This is a genomic window from Modestobacter sp. SYSU DS0657 (assembly GCF_054050925.1).
The window spans coordinates 1-15352 of sequence record NZ_JBJHAG010000004.1; the positions used below are offsets into that span (position 1 = coordinate 1).

Annotated in this window: 17 protein-coding genes; 8 read left to right on the forward strand and 9 right to left on the reverse strand. The window is 75.0% G+C overall.

Translation table 11 applies throughout. From position 1 onward, the window contains the following. Window positions 1-108 precede the first annotated feature (108 nt). The 4 genes from ACI79A_RS04035 to ACI79A_RS04050 form a co-directional block, all read right to left on the reverse strand. Window positions 109-2346: a transglycosylase domain-containing protein gene (locus tag ACI79A_RS04035; protein ID WP_457080189.1), complete on the reverse strand. Its 2238-nt coding sequence runs from the start codon at window positions 2344-2346 to the stop codon at window positions 109-111. Between the two features lie 121 nt (window positions 2347-2467). Next, window positions 2468-3604 (reverse strand): fatty acid desaturase, encoded by a 1137-nt coding sequence (locus tag ACI79A_RS04040; RefSeq protein WP_457080190.1) that lies wholly within the window; start codon window positions 3602-3604, stop codon window positions 2468-2470. A gap of 140 nt (window positions 3605-3744) precedes the next feature. Continuing rightward, window positions 3745-4953 (reverse strand): ArsA family ATPase, encoded by a 1209-nt coding sequence (locus ACI79A_RS04045; RefSeq protein WP_457080191.1) that lies wholly within the window; start codon window positions 4951-4953, stop codon window positions 3745-3747. Next, window positions 4950-5942, reverse strand: coding sequence for an ArsA-related P-loop ATPase (locus ACI79A_RS04050; RefSeq protein WP_457080192.1), 993 nt, complete (start codon window positions 5940-5942; stop codon window positions 4950-4952). The genes ACI79A_RS04045 and ACI79A_RS04050 overlap by 4 nt, the downstream gene beginning before the upstream one ends. Window positions 5943-6060: 118 nt before the next feature. Here ACI79A_RS04050 and ACI79A_RS04055 point away from each other — a divergent pair, with 118 nt between their 5' ends. The 3 genes from ACI79A_RS04055 to ACI79A_RS04065 are packed head-to-tail and all read left to right on the forward strand — an operon-like array spanning window position 6061 to window position 7497. Continuing rightward, window positions 6061-6231 (forward strand): hypothetical protein, encoded by a 171-nt coding sequence (locus ACI79A_RS04055; RefSeq protein WP_166521355.1) that lies wholly within the window; start codon window positions 6061-6063, stop codon window positions 6229-6231. 7 nt (window positions 6232-6238) lie between these two features. Further along, on the forward strand, window positions 6239-6706 hold the full coding sequence (locus ACI79A_RS04060) for a RidA family protein (RefSeq protein ID WP_457073570.1): 468 nt from the start codon (window positions 6239-6241) through the stop codon (window positions 6704-6706). Next, window positions 6703-7497: an NUDIX hydrolase gene (locus ACI79A_RS04065; protein WP_457080194.1), complete on the forward strand. Its 795-nt coding sequence runs from the start codon at window positions 6703-6705 to the stop codon at window positions 7495-7497. The genes ACI79A_RS04060 and ACI79A_RS04065 overlap by 4 nt, the downstream gene beginning before the upstream one ends. Before the next feature lie 194 nt (window positions 7498-7691). Here the strand turns inward: ACI79A_RS04065 and ACI79A_RS04070 are convergent, their stop codons facing one another. Continuing rightward, window positions 7692-8366, reverse strand: a complete 675-nt coding sequence (locus ACI79A_RS04070) for a Crp/Fnr family transcriptional regulator (protein WP_457080196.1) — start codon at window positions 8364-8366, stop codon at window positions 7692-7694. Between the two features lie 164 nt (window positions 8367-8530). Next, the gene (locus tag ACI79A_RS04075) at window positions 8531-8824 is read right to left on the reverse strand and encodes a hypothetical protein (RefSeq protein WP_457080198.1); all 294 of its coding nucleotides are present in this window, start codon (window positions 8822-8824) and stop codon (window positions 8531-8533) included. Between the two features lie 158 nt (window positions 8825-8982). Here ACI79A_RS04075 and nth point away from each other — a divergent pair, with 158 nt between their 5' ends. Genes nth through ACI79A_RS04100 form a run of 5 tightly spaced genes read left to right on the forward strand, consistent with a single transcriptional unit; the run spans window position 8983 to window position 12800 of the window. After that, complete coding sequence (gene nth / locus ACI79A_RS04080; RefSeq protein WP_457080200.1) at window positions 8983-9783, forward strand: endonuclease III; 801 nt, start codon at window positions 8983-8985, stop codon at window positions 9781-9783. An 8-nt stretch (window positions 9784-9791) separates the two neighbouring features. Next, a complete protein-coding gene (locus ACI79A_RS04085) occupies window positions 9792-10358 on the forward strand; it encodes a TlpA family protein disulfide reductase (protein WP_457080202.1) in 567 nt (188 codons plus the stop codon). Beyond that, the gene (locus ACI79A_RS04090) at window positions 10355-11143 is read left to right on the forward strand and encodes an NUDIX hydrolase (protein WP_457080204.1); all 789 of its coding nucleotides are present in this window, start codon (window positions 10355-10357) and stop codon (window positions 11141-11143) included. The genes ACI79A_RS04085 and ACI79A_RS04090 overlap by 4 nt, the downstream gene beginning before the upstream one ends. Further along, on the forward strand, window positions 11140-11622 hold the full coding sequence (locus ACI79A_RS04095; protein ID WP_457080206.1) for a plastocyanin/azurin family copper-binding protein: 483 nt from the start codon (window positions 11140-11142) through the stop codon (window positions 11620-11622). The genes ACI79A_RS04090 and ACI79A_RS04095 overlap by 4 nt, the downstream gene beginning before the upstream one ends. Beyond that, window positions 11619-12800, forward strand: coding sequence for a MarP family serine protease (locus ACI79A_RS04100; protein ID WP_457080208.1), 1182 nt, complete (start codon window positions 11619-11621; stop codon window positions 12798-12800). Before ACI79A_RS04095 ends, ACI79A_RS04100 begins: the two co-directional genes overlap by 4 nt. 135 nt (window positions 12801-12935) lie before the next feature. Here ACI79A_RS04100 and ACI79A_RS04105 read toward each other — a convergent pair whose 3' ends face one another. The 3 genes from ACI79A_RS04105 to ACI79A_RS04115 all read right to left on the reverse strand — a co-directional run bounded on the left by ACI79A_RS04105 (window position 12936) and on the right by ACI79A_RS04115 (window position 15231). After that, window positions 12936-13862, reverse strand: coding sequence for an alpha/beta fold hydrolase (locus ACI79A_RS04105; RefSeq protein ID WP_457080210.1), 927 nt, complete (start codon window positions 13860-13862; stop codon window positions 12936-12938). A 4-nt stretch (window positions 13863-13866) separates the two neighbouring features. Next, window positions 13867-14370: a phage holin family protein gene (locus ACI79A_RS04110; protein WP_457080213.1), complete on the reverse strand. Its 504-nt coding sequence runs from the start codon at window positions 14368-14370 to the stop codon at window positions 13867-13869. A gap of 123 nt (window positions 14371-14493) precedes the next feature. After that, window positions 14494-15231 carry a helix-turn-helix domain-containing protein gene (locus ACI79A_RS04115; protein WP_457080215.1) on the reverse strand — a complete coding sequence of 246 codons (738 nt, stop codon included), beginning with the start codon at window positions 15229-15231 and terminating at the stop codon, window positions 14494-14496. Window positions 15232-15352 lie beyond the last annotated feature (121 nt).

Here is a 15352-nt window from a genome sequence, read left to right on the forward strand (position 1 = left end):
CCCCCCCCCCGCCCCCCCCCCCCCCCCCCCCCCCCCCCCCCCCCCCCCCCCCCCCCCCCCCCCCCCCCCCCCCCCCCCCCCCCCCCCCCCCCCCCCCCCGCCGGTCGTTCAGTCGGTCGGTTCCCCGCCGGTCTCCGCGGGCGGGTCGGCCGGCGGCGGGTCGGCCGGCGGCGGGTCGGCCGGGGGAGCCGGCTCGGACGACGGCGCCGGAGGTGCGCTGGAGCTGGACGCCGGTGCCCGGCGCTGGGTGCTGGTACCGCGGTCGTCGGACTGCGTCCGCTGGGTCCGCGGGGGCGCCGGGACCATGCCGCTGCCCTTGGTCCCGGCAGCGACGGCGGGGTCTGCCGGCGGGAGCTCCCGGGTCGGCCCCTGGTCGAGGATCGGCTGCATGGCGTCGTGCCAGATCCGCGCCGGCCGGCCACCGCCGTAGCTGCCGGCGTCCTGCTTCTCCTTGGGGTTGTAGATCATCACGCTGGCCGCGTAGTCACGCATGAAACCGACGAACACCGCCGAGTCGCGGTCCTGCGAGGTGCCGGTCTTGCCGGCGATGTCGTGGCCGGGGACGTTGGCCGCGGTGCCGGTGCCGATGCGGCTCTGCACGTCGGCGGTGAGCGCGTCGGCCAGGGTGTTCGCCACGGCCGGCGGGATCGCCTCGGAGGTGCAGTTGTCCTCCCGCACGACCGGCCGGCCCTCGTCGTCGGTGAGCGGCTCGCCGTTGCGGTCGAGGATCTCCACCACCGGCGTCGGGTCGCACTGGGTGCCCTCGGCCCCGAGCGTCGAGTACGCGCTGGCCAGGTAGAGGGGGCTGGTCTCGAACGGGCCGAGGGTGAACGAGGCCATCTCGCCCTCGATGATGGTCTGCGCCTGCTGCTCCGGCAGGTTCAGCCCCATCCGCTGGGCCATCGTCACCGGGCCGCGGACGCTGCCCAGGGTGTCCTCCATCGCCACGAAGTAGGTGTTGGAGGAGCGGGCCAGCGCGTCGTGCATGGTCAGGTTGGTGGGCAGCGTGCCGACGTTCTCGATCGGGCCGTAGGCCTCGCCGCGGGTGGTGCCGCCGTTCTTCTTGAACACCCGGGAGTAGTACGGGTCGCTGGTGGTGAGCCGGTAGTTGATCCCGTAGCCGGCGTCGAGGGCGGCGGCGGCGGTGAACACCTTGTACGTCGAGCCCGCCCCCTTGCTGGCCGCGACGTTGAGGTTGACCGACTCGCAGGCGGCGTCGGCGGCGCGGTCGCAGCCGTACTTGCGGTTCGCGCTCATCGCCAGCACGTGGCCGGTGCCCGGCTCGACGGCGGTGTAGACGGCGGCGAGGGGGTCGCCCATCGGCACGTAGTTGAGCACCGCCTGGTCACCGGCGATCTGCATGTCCGGCCGCAGCGTCGTCCGGATCGTCCAGCCGCCGTTGTCGATGTCGCTCGGCGACAGCCCGAGCGTGCCGGTGAGGTAGCCGTAGAGGTAGTCGCAGAAGAACCCGCCGATGTTGGCGGCGGGGCAGCCGTTGGGCGGGCTGCCGCCCTCGGCGACCGGGATCGGGGAGGCCTGGATCTCGGCGAGCTCCTCGTCGCTGATGTGGCCGAGCTGGTGCATCCGGGCGAGCACCTGGTCGCGGCGCTGCTGGGCGAGCTCCGGGTAGTCGATCGGGTTGTTCCGGGGGGTCTGCACCAGGCCGGCGAGCACCGCGGCCTGCGGCAGCTGCAGGTCGACGGCGTCCATGCTGAAGTACTTCTGCGCCGCGGCCTGGATGCCGTACGCCCCGCGCCCGAAGTAGGCGATGTTCAGGTAGCGGGTGAGGATCTCGTCCTTGGAGTACTCCTCCTCCAGGGCGAGGGCCAGCCGCGCCTCGCGCAGCTTGCGGCCCACCGTCTCGTCGAGGGCGGCGTCCCGCTCCTCCTGGGTCTCCGCCGTCTCGACCAGGGTCTGCTTCACCAGCTGCTGGGTGAGCGTCGAACCACCCTCGAGGACCTCACCGGCGGCGATGTTCTTCAGCAGCGCCCGGGTGGTGCCCTCGACGTCCAGGCCGCGGTGGTCGTAGAAGCGCGAGTCCTCGATGTCGACGATCGCCTGCTTCATCACGTCGGAGATCTGGTCGGGCTCGACCGGCGTCCGGTTGTGGTCGTAGAACTGGGTGATCACCGAGTCGTCGGCGGCGAGCACCGTGGTGTTGCCGTTCGGCGTCTTGTCGGTGAGCTCGACCGGCAGGGCGTCGAGCAGGCTCGCCGAGTTGCGGGCGACCAGGCCGGGCCCACCCACCCAGGGCAGCAGCAGGGCGGCGACCAGGGCACCGGCGACGACGACGGTCGCGGCCAGCTTGACCAGGGCGCCCAGACGGGGGTTCGCAGACTCGGACATCGCAGGCCAAGGTACCTGTCGGCGGCGTGCCCGTGGGGGCCTCGACCGGCGACGCGCGGACGCCGAGCGTGGCGGCCGCGCGTCGTCGTCCGGGCGCGTCGCCGGGGTGGGCCGGCGGGGCTCAGGCGGGGTGGTAGCGGTTGGCCCGGGCGAAGGTGCCCATGTCGTTGAACCGGACGCCGTTGGCGGCGAGCACCGGGTGGATGTCCCGCTCCATCAGCTGCCGCACGTAGAAGGGGTCGGCCACGTAGAAGTGGTGGATCGGGTGGGTGCTGCCGAAGTTCAGGCAGAACACCTGGAACGGCGCCAGGTACCACTTGTCGAACACCTGGGTCTGCTGCAGCACATTCCCCTGCTCGACGTCGCCCTGGTAGTGCATGTTGCTGCTGATGAAGTGCAGGCAGAAGCCCCGCCAGACGTTGGGGCCGACCCAGACGACGGTCAGCACGGTCAGCGCGTGCAGCAGCCCGGCCGGGACGGCGGCGCCGGCCCAGGCGGCCACGTGCAGCGCGAGGAAGCCGTACCAGATGGTGATCGCCACCGGGGTCAGCCCGATGCTGGCCTTGAGGATGGTGCGCCGCCACAGCGCGTCCTCGGCGTCGGCCGGCCGGGTGGTGACGATCCGGATCAGCGCCGGCACGTAGGGGTCGAGCAGGCTGTACAGCCGCACGGGGCCCCACGGCTTCCCGTTGGTGATCGACACCTCCTCGATGTCGTCGGGCAGGCCGGAGTACGCGTGGTGCCGCAGGTGCAGCCGGATGCGGTAGACCGGGTTGATCGTGTACGGGCGGATCGCCCAGACGCCGAACAGCAGCGCGTACCGCACGGCCTTGCGGCGGCGGAAGTAGAGGGCGTGGATCAGGTCGTGCTCGACCTCGTGCCCGACCGCGGCGAAGGCCGCGGACAGCAGCAGGGTGGCGTACCAGGGCAGCACGCCGGTCAGGTAGAGCGCGCCGGAGCCGACGAAACCGGCGACGGCGACGGCGAAGGCGGCCAGCCCGAGCGCGTCCTGGTGCCGCAGCACCGGGTGGTCGCGCCGCAGCTCCTGCGACCGCTGCCGGATCGCGGCGGTGATGATCTTCGTGCGGGCCTTGTCGTCGGCGGAGAGCCCCGTGGTGTCCACCGGGATCTCCACGGGCAGGTGGGCGGCAGCGGGGACGGCGGCGACGGCGGGTCCGGTGCCGAGGAGGCCGATCCCGGTGGTCGCCGGCCGCGGCTGGTCGGGGTCGGGGACGTCGACCCCTGGGGCTGTGGTCATGCGGCTGCCTCACTCCTCCGGCTGACAGGTCGCGGCGGACCGTAACGGAGGGTGAGGGGTGGGGCCAGCGACTCGGGTGGTCAGCGGGACACGTTCGGGTGGCGTACGCCTGTCGTTCGCTCCGGAGCGTGAACGGCGGGTCAGGCCGCCGGGCGGCGGACCGGCAGCACCCGGCTGCGCGGGGTGCCGGTGCCGGTGTCGTCCTCGTCGGCCAGCAGCGCGGCCGCCATCGTGCGCAGCCCGTCCAGGTCGTGCACGTCGCCGGCCGCGGCCGGGACGGTGCGCACCGGCACCTCGGGGTGCGCGCTGGTGAACCGGTCGGCCAGCCGCTGCTCCCGGGCGGCCTGCGCCATCCGCTCGGCGTGCACCCGCAGCGCCCCGGCCGCCAGCCCGGCGTCCGGGCCGCCCGCCTCGGCGACCGCCTCGGCCGCGGCCTCGGCGCGGGTGGCCGACAACCCGGTGGTCGCCGGCGGGTGGGTGCGGTTGAGCACCAGCCCGGCCAGCGGCATCCCCTCGGTCGAGAGCCGGTCGACGAAGTAGGAGGCCTCCCGGAGGGCGTCGGGCTCCGGGGCGGCGACGACGACGAACGCCGTGCCCGGCTGGCGCAGCAGCTCGTAGGTGGCGGTGGCCCGCTCCCGGAAGCCGCCGAACATCGTGTCCAGCGCGGAGACGAACGCGGAGATGTCGTTGAGCAGCTGCCCGCCCAGGATCTTGCTGATGATCCGGCTGAACAGGTTGAAGCCCGCGCCGAACAGCCGGACCCCGGCCCGCCCGCCGGCCCGGGCCGGCGCGGTGAGCAGCCGGATCATCGTGCCGTCGAGGAACCGGCTCATCCGGTTCGGGGCGTCCAGGAAGTCCAGCGCCGAGCGGGACGGCGGGGTGTCGACGATTACCAGGTCCCAGCGGTCGCTGGCCCGCAGCTGGCCCAGCTTCTCCATCGCCATGTACTCCTGCGTGCCGGCGAAGGAGGAGGACAGCGCCTGGTAGAAGGGGTTGTCGAAGATCACCTGCGCCCGCTCGGGCGTGGAGTGCGCGGAGACGACGTCGTCGAACGTCCGCTTCATGTCCAGCATCATCGCGTTCAGCTCGCCCGAGGCGCCCGGCACCTCGACCCTGCGGGGCTCGTTGTCCAGCTCGACCAGGCCGAGCGACTGGGCCAGCCGGCGGGCCGGGTCGATGGTGAGGACGACGACCTGCCGGCCGGCCTCCGCCGCCGCCAGGGCCAGCGCCGCCGACGTCGTCGTCTTGCCCACGCCGCCGGAGCCGCAGCAGACCACGATCCGGGTGGCCCGGTCGCGGACCAGCCCGGCAAGGTCCATCGCCGGCGCGCGGTGCTGCGGGGCGCTCACGCGGCCGCCTCCGCCGTGAGGTGCCCCTGGAGGCGCTCGGCCAGCTCGAACAGGCAGCCCAGGTCGATCGGCCCCACCGACAGCGGGAGCTCGACCGTCGGCCGGCCCAGCGCCGCGACGTCGTCCCGGAGCGCGTCCTGCGCCGTCCAGCGGCGGGCGTGCTCCACCGCCTCGGCGACCAGCCCCTCGGCCAGCCGCTCACCGCCGGGGAGGTCGGCCGCGGCCAGCGCCGGCGCGAGGTCGGCCGCGCTCAGCCCGCCGTCGGCCGCCCGGGCCAGCGCCTCGGGCGGCAGCAGCGGCTCGCTGGCCATGTTGATGATCACCGACCCGACCGGCAGCCCCGCCTCGCGCAGCTCCCCGATCGCGTCGGCGGTCTCCTGCACCGGCATGTCCTCCAGCAGCGTGACCAGGTGGACGGCGGTCTGCGGCGACCGGAACACCGCCATCACCCCGTCGCTCTGGGTCTTGATCGGGCCCGACCGCGCCAGCCCGGCGACCTCGTTGGTGACGTTGAGGAAGCGGGTGATCCGTCCCGTCGGCGGGGCGTCGACGACGACGGCGTCGTACACCGGCCGGCCGTGCTCGCGGCGGGTGACCGCCTCCTTGATCTTCCCGGTGAGCAGCACGTCGCGCAGGCCCGGGGCGATGGCGGTGGCGAAGTCGATGGCGCCCATCTTGCGCAGCGCGTAACCGGCCCGTTTGAGGTTGTAGAACATGTCGAGGTACTCCAGGAAGGCCGCCTCGACGTCGATGGCCAGCGCCTTCACCTCGCCCCCGCCGCGCGCGACGGCGACCCGGCGCTCCTCGTAGGGCAGCGGCGGGGTGTCGAAGAGCTGGGCGATGCCCTGCCGGCCCTCGGTCTCGACCAGCAGCACGCGGTGCCCGTCGGCGGCCAGTGCCAGCGCGAGCGCGGCGGCCACCGTCGTCTTCCCGGTGCCGCCCTTCCCGGTCACGACGTGGCAGCGCACGGAGCGGGGGTCGGGCGTCACCGGATCAGCGTACGAGTCGAAGGACCCCCCTGCCCCCCAGCGCTCGCAGGCTCACGCCGGGCCCCTGCAGCGGGGCCGTTCCATCCCGTCGCCGGTGGCCCTGCGCTAGCGTCGCGGCATGAGCGAAGCCCGCCGTACCTGGGAGTACGCCACGATCCCGCTGCTGATCCACAACACGAAGGCGATCCTCGACTCGTGGGGCGTCGACGGCTGGGAGCTGGTCACCGTCCTGCAGGGGCCCGGCGGCGGTGACCAGCTGGTGGCCTACCTCAAGCGCCCGACGAGCTGAGGCCGGCGTGAGCACCCCGCAGAGCTGGCACGCCCGGCTGGCCGAGCTCGGTGTCCGGCTGCCCCCGGTGGCGGCCCCGGTGGCCGCCTACGTCCCGGCGATCCGCACCGGTCAGCTGGTCTTCACCTCCGGGCAGCTGCCCTTCGTCGACGGCGGGCTGCGCCGCACCGGCAAGGTGGGCGGCTCGGTCGACGTCGAGGACGCCGCGGCCGACGCCAAGGTGTGCGCCCTCAACGCGCTGGCCGCCGTCGACGACCTGGTCGGCCTGGACGCCGTCGCGCGGATCGTGCGCGTGGTCGGCTACGTGGCCAGCGCGGAGGGCTTCAGCGCCCAGCCGCGGGTGGTCAACGGCGCCAGCGAGTTCCTCGGCCGGGTCTTCGGGGACGCCGGGCAGCACGCCCGCAGCGCCGTCGGCGTCGCCGAGCTGCCGATGAACGCCCCGGTCGAGGTGGAACTCACCGTCGAGCTGCGGTGAGCGCGCCGGCGCCGGTTCGGCAGGCGGCGACCGTGCTGCTGGTGCGGGACGGCGCCGGGGGCCTGGAGGTGCACCTGCTGCGCCGTACCCGGGGCATGCCCGCCGCCGGGGGGATGACCGCCTACCCCGGTGGCGGCGTCGACGAGCGCGACGGCGACGTCGAGACCGCGTGGGTCGGGCCACCACCGGCGGAGTGGGCGGCCACCTGGGGGTGCGACGAGCGGCTGGCGCGGGAGCTGGTGTGCGCCGCCGTCCGGGAGACCTTCGAGGAGGCGGGCGTGCTGCTGGCCGGCCCGCCCGGGGGCGGCGTCGTCCCCGACGTCTCCGGCGCCGACTGGGAGGACCAGCGGCGCGCGCTGGTCGCCCGGGAGCTGTCGCTGGCCGAGCTGCTGGCCGCCCGTGGCCTGGCGGTGCGCGCCGACCTGCTGCGCCCGTTCGCGCACTGGATCACCCCGCCGGCCGAGCGCCGCCGGTACGACACCAAGTTCTTCCTGGCGCTGCTGCCCGTCGGTCAGGAGGCCCGGGACGTCTCCGGGGAGGCGGACGAGGCGGGCTGGGCCACCCCGGCGGCCGCGCTGGCCGAGCACGCCGCGGGCACCCGGCCGATGCTGCCGCCCACCGTGCACACCCTGGGCCAGCTGGCCGCCTTCCCCGATGCGCTCACCGCCCTGGCCGGGTCGCCGCCTGCGCCGGTGGTGCCGATCAGCCCGAGGTTCGTCCGCGGGCCCGGTGGCCTCGTCGCCGTGCTGCCCGACGGCACCCGCATCCCGATGGTCCGCCCCGCGACCTGACCACCGCTCCGTGCGCCGGGATCAGGTGACCTGATCGTCATTGCTCCTGGCTCACCTCAGGAGGTGAGCCAGGAGCACGCACGGTGAGCTCAGCTGATCGTGGGGCAGGACGACGTGGGGCCGGGCGCGTGGGCCCGAACGCAGCGAGGCCCCGCTCCCGGTGGGGGAGCGGGGCCTCGCCGACGCGCCGTGGCTCAGCGTGCGCGGCGGCGCAGCCGTTCCTCGTCGAGGACGACGACGGACTTGCCCTGCAGCTGGATCCAGCCGCGGTGCACGAAGTCGGCCAGCGCCTTGTTCACCGTCTCGCGGGAGGCGCCGACCAGCTGGGCCAGCTCCTCCTGCGTGAGGTCGTGCTTGACCCGCAGGCCCTCGCCTTCCCGGCTGCCGAAGCGGTCGGCCATCTGCAGCAGAGCCTTGGCCACCCGGCCGGGCACGTCGGTGAAGATGAGGTCGGCGACCGAGTCGTTGGTGCGGCGCAGCCGGCGGGCCAGCACGCGCAGCAGCTGCTCGCCGATCTCCGGGTGCGCGGTGATCCACGGCCGCAGCATCGTGTTCGGCATCTTGGCCAGCCGCACGTCGGTGACCGCGGTGGCGGTGGCGGTGCGCGGGCCGGGGTCGAAGACCGACAGCTCGCCGAACTGGTCGGACGGACCCATGACGGCCAGCACGTTCTCCCGGCCGTCCGGCGCCCGACGGGAGAGCTTGATCTTGCCGGACAGCACGACGTAGAGGCTGTCGCCCGACTCGCCCTCGTTGAAGACCACGCGGCCACGGGGCAGCGTCACCGTCTCGAGCGCGCTGGCCACCGGTTCGGCGGCCTCCTCCGACAGCCCCTGGAAGAGCCCGGACTGGGCAAGTACCTCGTCCACGTGCACCTCTCGCAACGTCCTCGCGGGGGCGATGGCGACCCGCGTTCCCGCAGAGTCTAGGCCCTGTGGCCAGGCTCACCCGTGCGGTCAGTCACCGGCCTGCCCACTCAGAGTGGGGTCGAACCATCAGCGCGGGCCCGGGCGGCCGTTCACCCGGGGTCCGCTCAGTCGGGATCCCGGCCCTCCTCGGCGCGGGTGCTGTCGAAGTCCAGCACCGCCGGCTGGGCCGGTGGGGTCATCGTCCGCGGCCGGCGCCGGCGGCGGGCCCGCCAGCGGCTCATCGCCCGGCGGATGCCCGAGGCGGCCAGGGTGCCCACCTCGCCCGGGGTCGCCGTGTCGAGGAACGCCTCGACCTCGCGCGGTGAGGTCGGCCGGCGCAGCGGCTCCTCGACCCGCTCCATGACGAGCAGGAACGCGATCAGCAGCGGCGGGAACAGGATGACGATGAGGGCGACCACGAGCACCTCCTCGGCGGCGTCTCCGGGCGGGGAGGCCCGGGTGGGAAGACGACGTCCGTCGTGCGGTCGGGTGGTGTGCCCGGCCGGATGCCGGGCGGCGCACCTCCAGCGAGTATGACGGGCGCTGGCCGTCGGTGCCGACGCCTACCCTCGGTCGCGTGTCCGAGCCCGTGACCCCGCCGGCCTACACCCGGCCCGCCGCACCCCGCCGTCCGGCCCGCGCCGCGCGGCTGGGCGTCCCGCCCTTCGACCCGGAGGAGAGCCCGCTGGCCCGCACCCGGCGGGCCCGGCGGATCAACCGGGAGCTGGCGCTGATCCACCCCGATGCCCACTGCGAGCTGGACTTCACCACGCCGCTGGAGCTGCTGGTCGCCACCGTCCTGTCCGCGCAGACGACGGACAAGACGGTGAACAAGGTGACGCCGGTGCTGTTCGCCCGGTACCCGGATGCCGCCGCCTACGCCGGGGCCGACCGCGCCGAGCTGGAGGAGATCCTGAAGCCCACCGGGTTCTTCCGCGCGAAGGCCAACTCGGTGATCGGGCTGGGGCAGGCGCTGGTCGAGCGCTTCGACGGCGAGGTGCCCGCCCGGCTGGCCGACCTGGTCACGCTGCCCGGCGTCGGCCGCAAGACCGCCAACGTGGTGCTCGGCAACGCCTTCGGGGTGCCCGGGCTGACCGTCGACACCCACTTCGGCCGGCTGGTGCGCCGGTTCGGCTGGACGGGGGAGGACGACCCGGTCAAGGTCGAGACAGAGGTGGCCGAGCTGATCCCGAAGAAGGAGTGGACGATCTTCTCCCACCGGGTGATCTTCCACGGGCGGCGCGTGTGCCACGCCAAGAAGCCGGCCTGCGGCGCCTGCGGGCTCGCCTCGTGGTGCCCGTCCTACGGCATCGGCCCGGTCGACCCGCAGGTCGCGGAGAAGCTCGTGAAGACCCCGGCCGCCTCGGACACCGAGTGAGCCGCCGCGTGACCCGCCACCGCCTCGTCGCGGTCACGGCCGGCCTGCTCCTGCTGGCCGGCTGCACCTCCGACGCCGCCGAGCCCGAGCCGTCGGCTCCCGACGTGCGGAGCGGTCTGGCGGCCTGCCCCGAGCAGCCCGACGAGCCGGCGCCGGACGGCGAGCTGACCGGGCTGTCGTTCGCGTGCTTCACCGGCGGCCGCCTCGACCTGGGCCGGGCCCAGGGCACCCCCACCGTGGTCAACCTCTGGGCCAGCTGGTGCGGTCCCTGCCGCGAGGAGCTGCCGCTCGTGCAGGAGCTGGCCGACACCGCCGGCGACCGGCTGCGGGTGCTGGGCGTCGACAGCCAGGACCGGGCCACCGCCGGTGCCTCCTTCGCCGACGACGCCGGTGTCACCCTCCCCACCGCCGTCGACGAGGACGGCGAGATCGGCACCGCGCTCGGCCTGCGCGGGCTGCCGCACACGCTGTTCCTCGCCGCCGACGGATCGCTCGCGCACGTGCAGATCGGCCAGGTGCACTCGCTGGCCGAGTTCCAGGAGCTGGTCGCCGAGCACCTGGGCGTGCAGCTGTGACCGCCGCACCCGAGGAGCTGGCCGATCTCCCCGAGCACGTCCGGCGTCTCGTCGCGGCGGCCGGCGAGCTGTCGCTGTGGCACCGGCACGACCCCCGCGCCGCCCGCTCGGCCAGCGCCCGCCGCTCGGCGGTGCTCCTGCTGTTCGGCGAGGGCCCCGGCGGGCCGGACGTGCTGCTCATCGAGAAGTCCGCGCACCTGCGCCGGCACGCCGGCCAGCCGGCCTTCCCCGGCGGCGGTGCCGACCCGGGGGAGGACTACCCGGTGGCCACGGCGTTGCGCGAGGCCCACGAGGAGGCCGGCGTCGACCCGGCCGGGGTCCGGGTGCTGGCCACCCTGCCGGCGCTGTTCCTCGGCCCGTCGGACAACCTCGTCGTCCCGGTGGTCGGCTGGTGGGACGACCCGCGGGACGTGACGGTCGGGGACCCGTACGAGGTCGCCCGGGTGGCCCGGGTGCCGCTGGCCGAGCTGGCCGACCCGGCCAACCGGTTCCGGGTGGGCCACCCCAGCGGCTACGTCGGCCCGGCGTTCGACGTCGCCGGGATGGTGGTCTGGGGGTTCACCGCCGCCCTGCTCGACGCGGTCCTGGAGGCCGCGGGTCTGGCCCGCCCCTGGGACCAGCGCGACGTCCGGCCGCTCCCCGTCCCCCTGGCGCCGGCTTCCCCGGCCGCCGATGGGCCGCTGGACGACGACCCACTGGCCGGGGACGTCGCCGGCCGCGCCGCGCCGACGGTGGCCGACGGCGACGGGCGCACAGCCGGTCCGCGTACCGTCCCGGGACCATGAGCGCAGCCCAGGCCCGCGCGCGGGCGCGGCGCAGCCCACGCCCACCGGCGTCGGTGCTGCTGGTCGTCCTCGCCCTGCTCGGGGTCGTCCTGGTCGGCTGTTCCAACCGGACGCCGGCGCTGCCGGAGGCCACCCGCACCGCCGGCGGTGACGTCGGCACGGTGACCACGACGGCCGACGGCGTCCAGGAGATCACCCTGACCACCGGCGACGACTACGTCTTCACGCCGGACACCTTCACCGTCGAGCCGGGCACCGTCCGGGTGACCGTGCGCAACGTCGCCGAGCGGCTGACCCACAACTTCCGCTTCACCCCGGACACGGGCCCGGCGCCGATCGAGCCGGCCATCCCGGTGCTCAGCCCCGGGGAGGAGGACACCATCGAGTTCGAGGTCACCGAGCCGGGCGACTACCCCTTCGAGTGCAGCTTCCACATCGCGCTCGGCCAGGTCGGGACGATGACGGTGCGCGCCCCGTGAGCCTGGTCGATCTCGCGCTGATCGTCCTGGCGATGCTCTTCGCGCTCTCCGGGTTCCGGCAGGGCCTGATCGTGTCGGCGACCTCGTTCGTCGGGTTCTTCGGCGGCGCGGTGATCGGCGCGCAGCTGTCCGGGCCGATCGCCGACGAGCTGGCCGGTTCCTCGGTCACCCGGGTGTTCGTCGCGCTGGTCGTCGTCCTCGCCGGTGCCCTGCTCGGTCAGCTGCTGGCCGGTGTGGTGGGGCGCGCGGTGCGCACCCGGGTCACCTGGGAGCCGGCGAAGGTGCTCGACTCGATCGCCGGGGCCGTGGTCTCCGCGGCGGCGGTGCTGCTGGTGGCGTGGATGGTGGCCATCCCGCTGGCCAGCTCCCCGTTCCCCGGGGTGGCCGCGCAGGTGCGTGAGTCGAGCCTGGTGCAGTCGGTCGACCGCGCGGTCCCCGAGCAGGTGCGCTCGCTCTACGAGTCGCTGCGGGACGCGATCGACCGGCAGGGGCTGCCCGACGTCCTGGACCCGCTCACGCCCACCCAGGCGCGCGAGGTCCCGGCCCCGGACCAGGCGCTGCTGGCCAGCCCGGTCGTCACGCAGGTGCGGGGGTCCGTGGTGCAGATCCGGGGGATCGCCGGCTCCTGCGCCCGGCAGATCGACGGGTCGGGGTTCGTCTACGCCGACGAGCGGGTGATGACCAACGCGCACGTGCTGGCCGGGGTCAGCCGTCCCACCGTCACCGCGGAGGGCCAGACCTACGAGGCGACCCCGGTCTACGTCGACGAGGAGACCGACGTGGCGGTGCTGGCCGTCCCCGGGCTGCCCCAGGTGCCGCTGCGGTTCACGCCAGTGCCCGCCGACACCGGCGACGACGCCATCGTCATGGGCTACCCCGGCGGGGGTGGCCTGTACGTCGGCCCGGCGCGGGTGCGCGACCGCGGGCCGATCAGCGGGCCGGACTTCCGCGCGCTGCGCACCGTGGAGCGCGACGTCTACGCCCTGTACGGGCAGGTGCGCGCGGGCAACTCCGGGGGCCCGCTGCTGGCGCCCGACGGCTCGGTGCTCGGGGTGGTGTTCGCCTCGGCCATCGACGACCCGGACACCGGCTACGCGCTGACCTACGACCAGGTCCGGACGGCGGCCGAGCAGGGGCAGCGGTCGGTCACCGCGGTCGGCACCGGCTCCTGCGAATAGAAGGACCCCCGGGCCCCCGGCCCTCGCTCAGCACGGGCCCCGGATGACGACGTGCCGGCGAGAACTGCGGTTTCGGGGGGATGGACGCCGGGATGCCCCGAGACCGCAGATCTGGGGCAGGAGGACGGGCGTCCGTCAGGTGGCCCAGTCGGCGATCGCCGCGGTGACCTCGTCCGGGGCCTCCTCGTGCGGGAAGTGCCCGACCCCGGGCAGTTCCCGCCAGCGGTAGGCGCCGGCCACGTAGCGGTCGGACCCGCGGGCGGTGGCCGGCAGGACGTGCGGGTCCCGGGCCCCGTGCAGCTGCAGCGTCGGTGCGGTGATCGGCGCGGCCATCCGCCGGGCGAACCGCAGCCCGTCGGGCCGCAGCTGCGAGCGGCCGGCCCAGCGGTAGTACTCCATCGCCCCGTAGGCGGCCTGCGGGATGCGGGCCGCCGAGCGGTAGCGCTCGACGGCCTCGGCGAAGTCGGCGGTGTGCACCCAGGAGGGGCCCGACCAGCGGCGCATCAGCTCGGCCACCGGGTCGTCGTCGGCGCGGGTCAGGCGCTGCTCGGGCAGCCGGGGCAGCTGGAAGCGCAGGGCGTAGGCCATCGCGCGGCGCTGCTGGGCGGACGACATGCCGGCCCGCAGCCGCCGCGGGTGGGCGGCGGAGACCACCACCAGCCGGCGGACGGTGCGCGGGTGCAGGGCGGCCATCGTCCAGCCGACCAGCCCGCCCCAGTCCGAGCCGACGACCACCGCCTCGGTCTCCCCGAGGGAGCGGATGACGGCCGCCGCGTCGGCTGCGGCCGTGGGCAGGTCGTAGCCGCGGGGCGGCTTGTCGCTGGCCCCGTAACCGCGCAGGTCGGGGGCGACCACCCGCAGCCCGGCCGCCGCGAGCCCGGCCAGCTGGGACCGCCAGGCCCACCAGAACTCGGGGAAGCCGTGCAGCAGCAGGACCAGCGGCCCCTCACCGGCCTCGGCTGCGTGCAGCCGGACGCCGTTGGCGGAGACGTCGCGGTGCGACCAGGGGCCGGGCAGCAGCGCGCTGGTGGCGTCGGGCGGCCCTTCGCCGGGCAGGCTCACCGGGTCAGCGCAGAGGGGCGTGCGCGTCCTGCCGGACGACCTGGCCGTCGCGAACCGTGGGCAGGTCATGCGTGCGCTGGCCGGGGGCCTCGCGGCGCATCACGTCGGGCAGGTCCTGCAGCGTCTCGATGGTGCGCTCGGGCTTCTTGATCTTCTTGACCAGCCGCCAGCCCACGAACCCGACGACCGCGGCCAGCAGAACCAGCAGAGCGAAGACGATGAGGAACGCCGCCCAGCGGGGGAGCCAGACGGCGAGCAGCTCGGCGAGGAAGAAGAAGAAGAAGAACCCGGCGAAGGCGAGCATCGCGCCGGCGGCGGCGAACGCCCCGGCGCCGGCGCCGCCCCGCTTGACGGAGGCGCCGATCTCGGCCTTGGCCAGCTCGATCTCCGAGCGGACCAGGATGGAGACGTCGGTCATCGCGCTCTTGGCCAGCGTGCCGACCGAGGGCTCGGTGGCGCCGGCGGCGGTCGATCCCGTCTGCGGGTGCGTCGGCACACTCTGGGCCACGGGTGGCTCCTCCCTCATCGGCGCCGGGCGGACTCCCGGCGCATCGGACTGCGCATGATCGTGCCGCATCTGGCCGATCGTCGCTGGCCGGGGTCACTCCTCAGGAGTGGGGCGACCGTGGGTTCACCCGATGTCACAGCGGCACGGGCAGGCGGCGACGTGCGGGTGGGCCTGCTCCCGGCCGGGTGTGGGGTCCTCGGTGAGGAGCAGCTCGTCGCACCCCGGTGGGCAGCCGCAGTCCGGGTCACCCCAGCCGAAGCTCGTGTCGTGCCCGGCCCGTGCCCGGGCTTCCCGCCGGCGCCGGCGCTCGTCCTCCCGGGCGTCGCGCGCCGCCCGTGCCCGGGCGCGCGCTCGCTCCTCCGGTGCGTCCGCTGGGCCAGGCGTCAGGTGGCCGTCCGGCGTGCCCCTGAGCCGGCGCCGGTCGTCGCGGACCTCCCGGACCCGGTCGAAGGTGTACCAGGGGCGCTGCCGGTCGTACCGCTGCTCGCCGTGCCACCAGTCCTGGTCACCGAACCGGGTGTCGAGATGGGCAGGGTAGCGGCGCCCGCCGGCATCGCGCACCGTGTCCAGTGCCATCGCCGGCACCTCGGTACCGGCCTGGTCCGCCAGGGTCACCCGGAGGCCGACCAGGGTCGCCGCGCGGCAGAGCAGGCGGGCAGGGACGTCCCGCCGGCCGCTCTCCGCCTGGCCGATCGCGCCGACGCTGACCCCCAGCTGCCGGGCGAGCTCGCGTTGGGACAGGTCGCCACGACGCCGGATGCGGCGCAGCAGCGCGCTCACCACCTGTGCTGGCGGTGGCTGGTCCTCGGGAGGGTCACCGGCGGACGGGCGCAGCGGCTCGGTGGACGGCGGTTCGGGCACGGTGCCGATGGTGCCGCCGCGGCGGCTCCCGCGGGCACGGGCCGGGCCAGCTGTGGACGGCGGTCGTCCGCCCGGGGGCGGACGAGACGCAGGGCGCCGATGTGAGGCAGGTACCGACGGG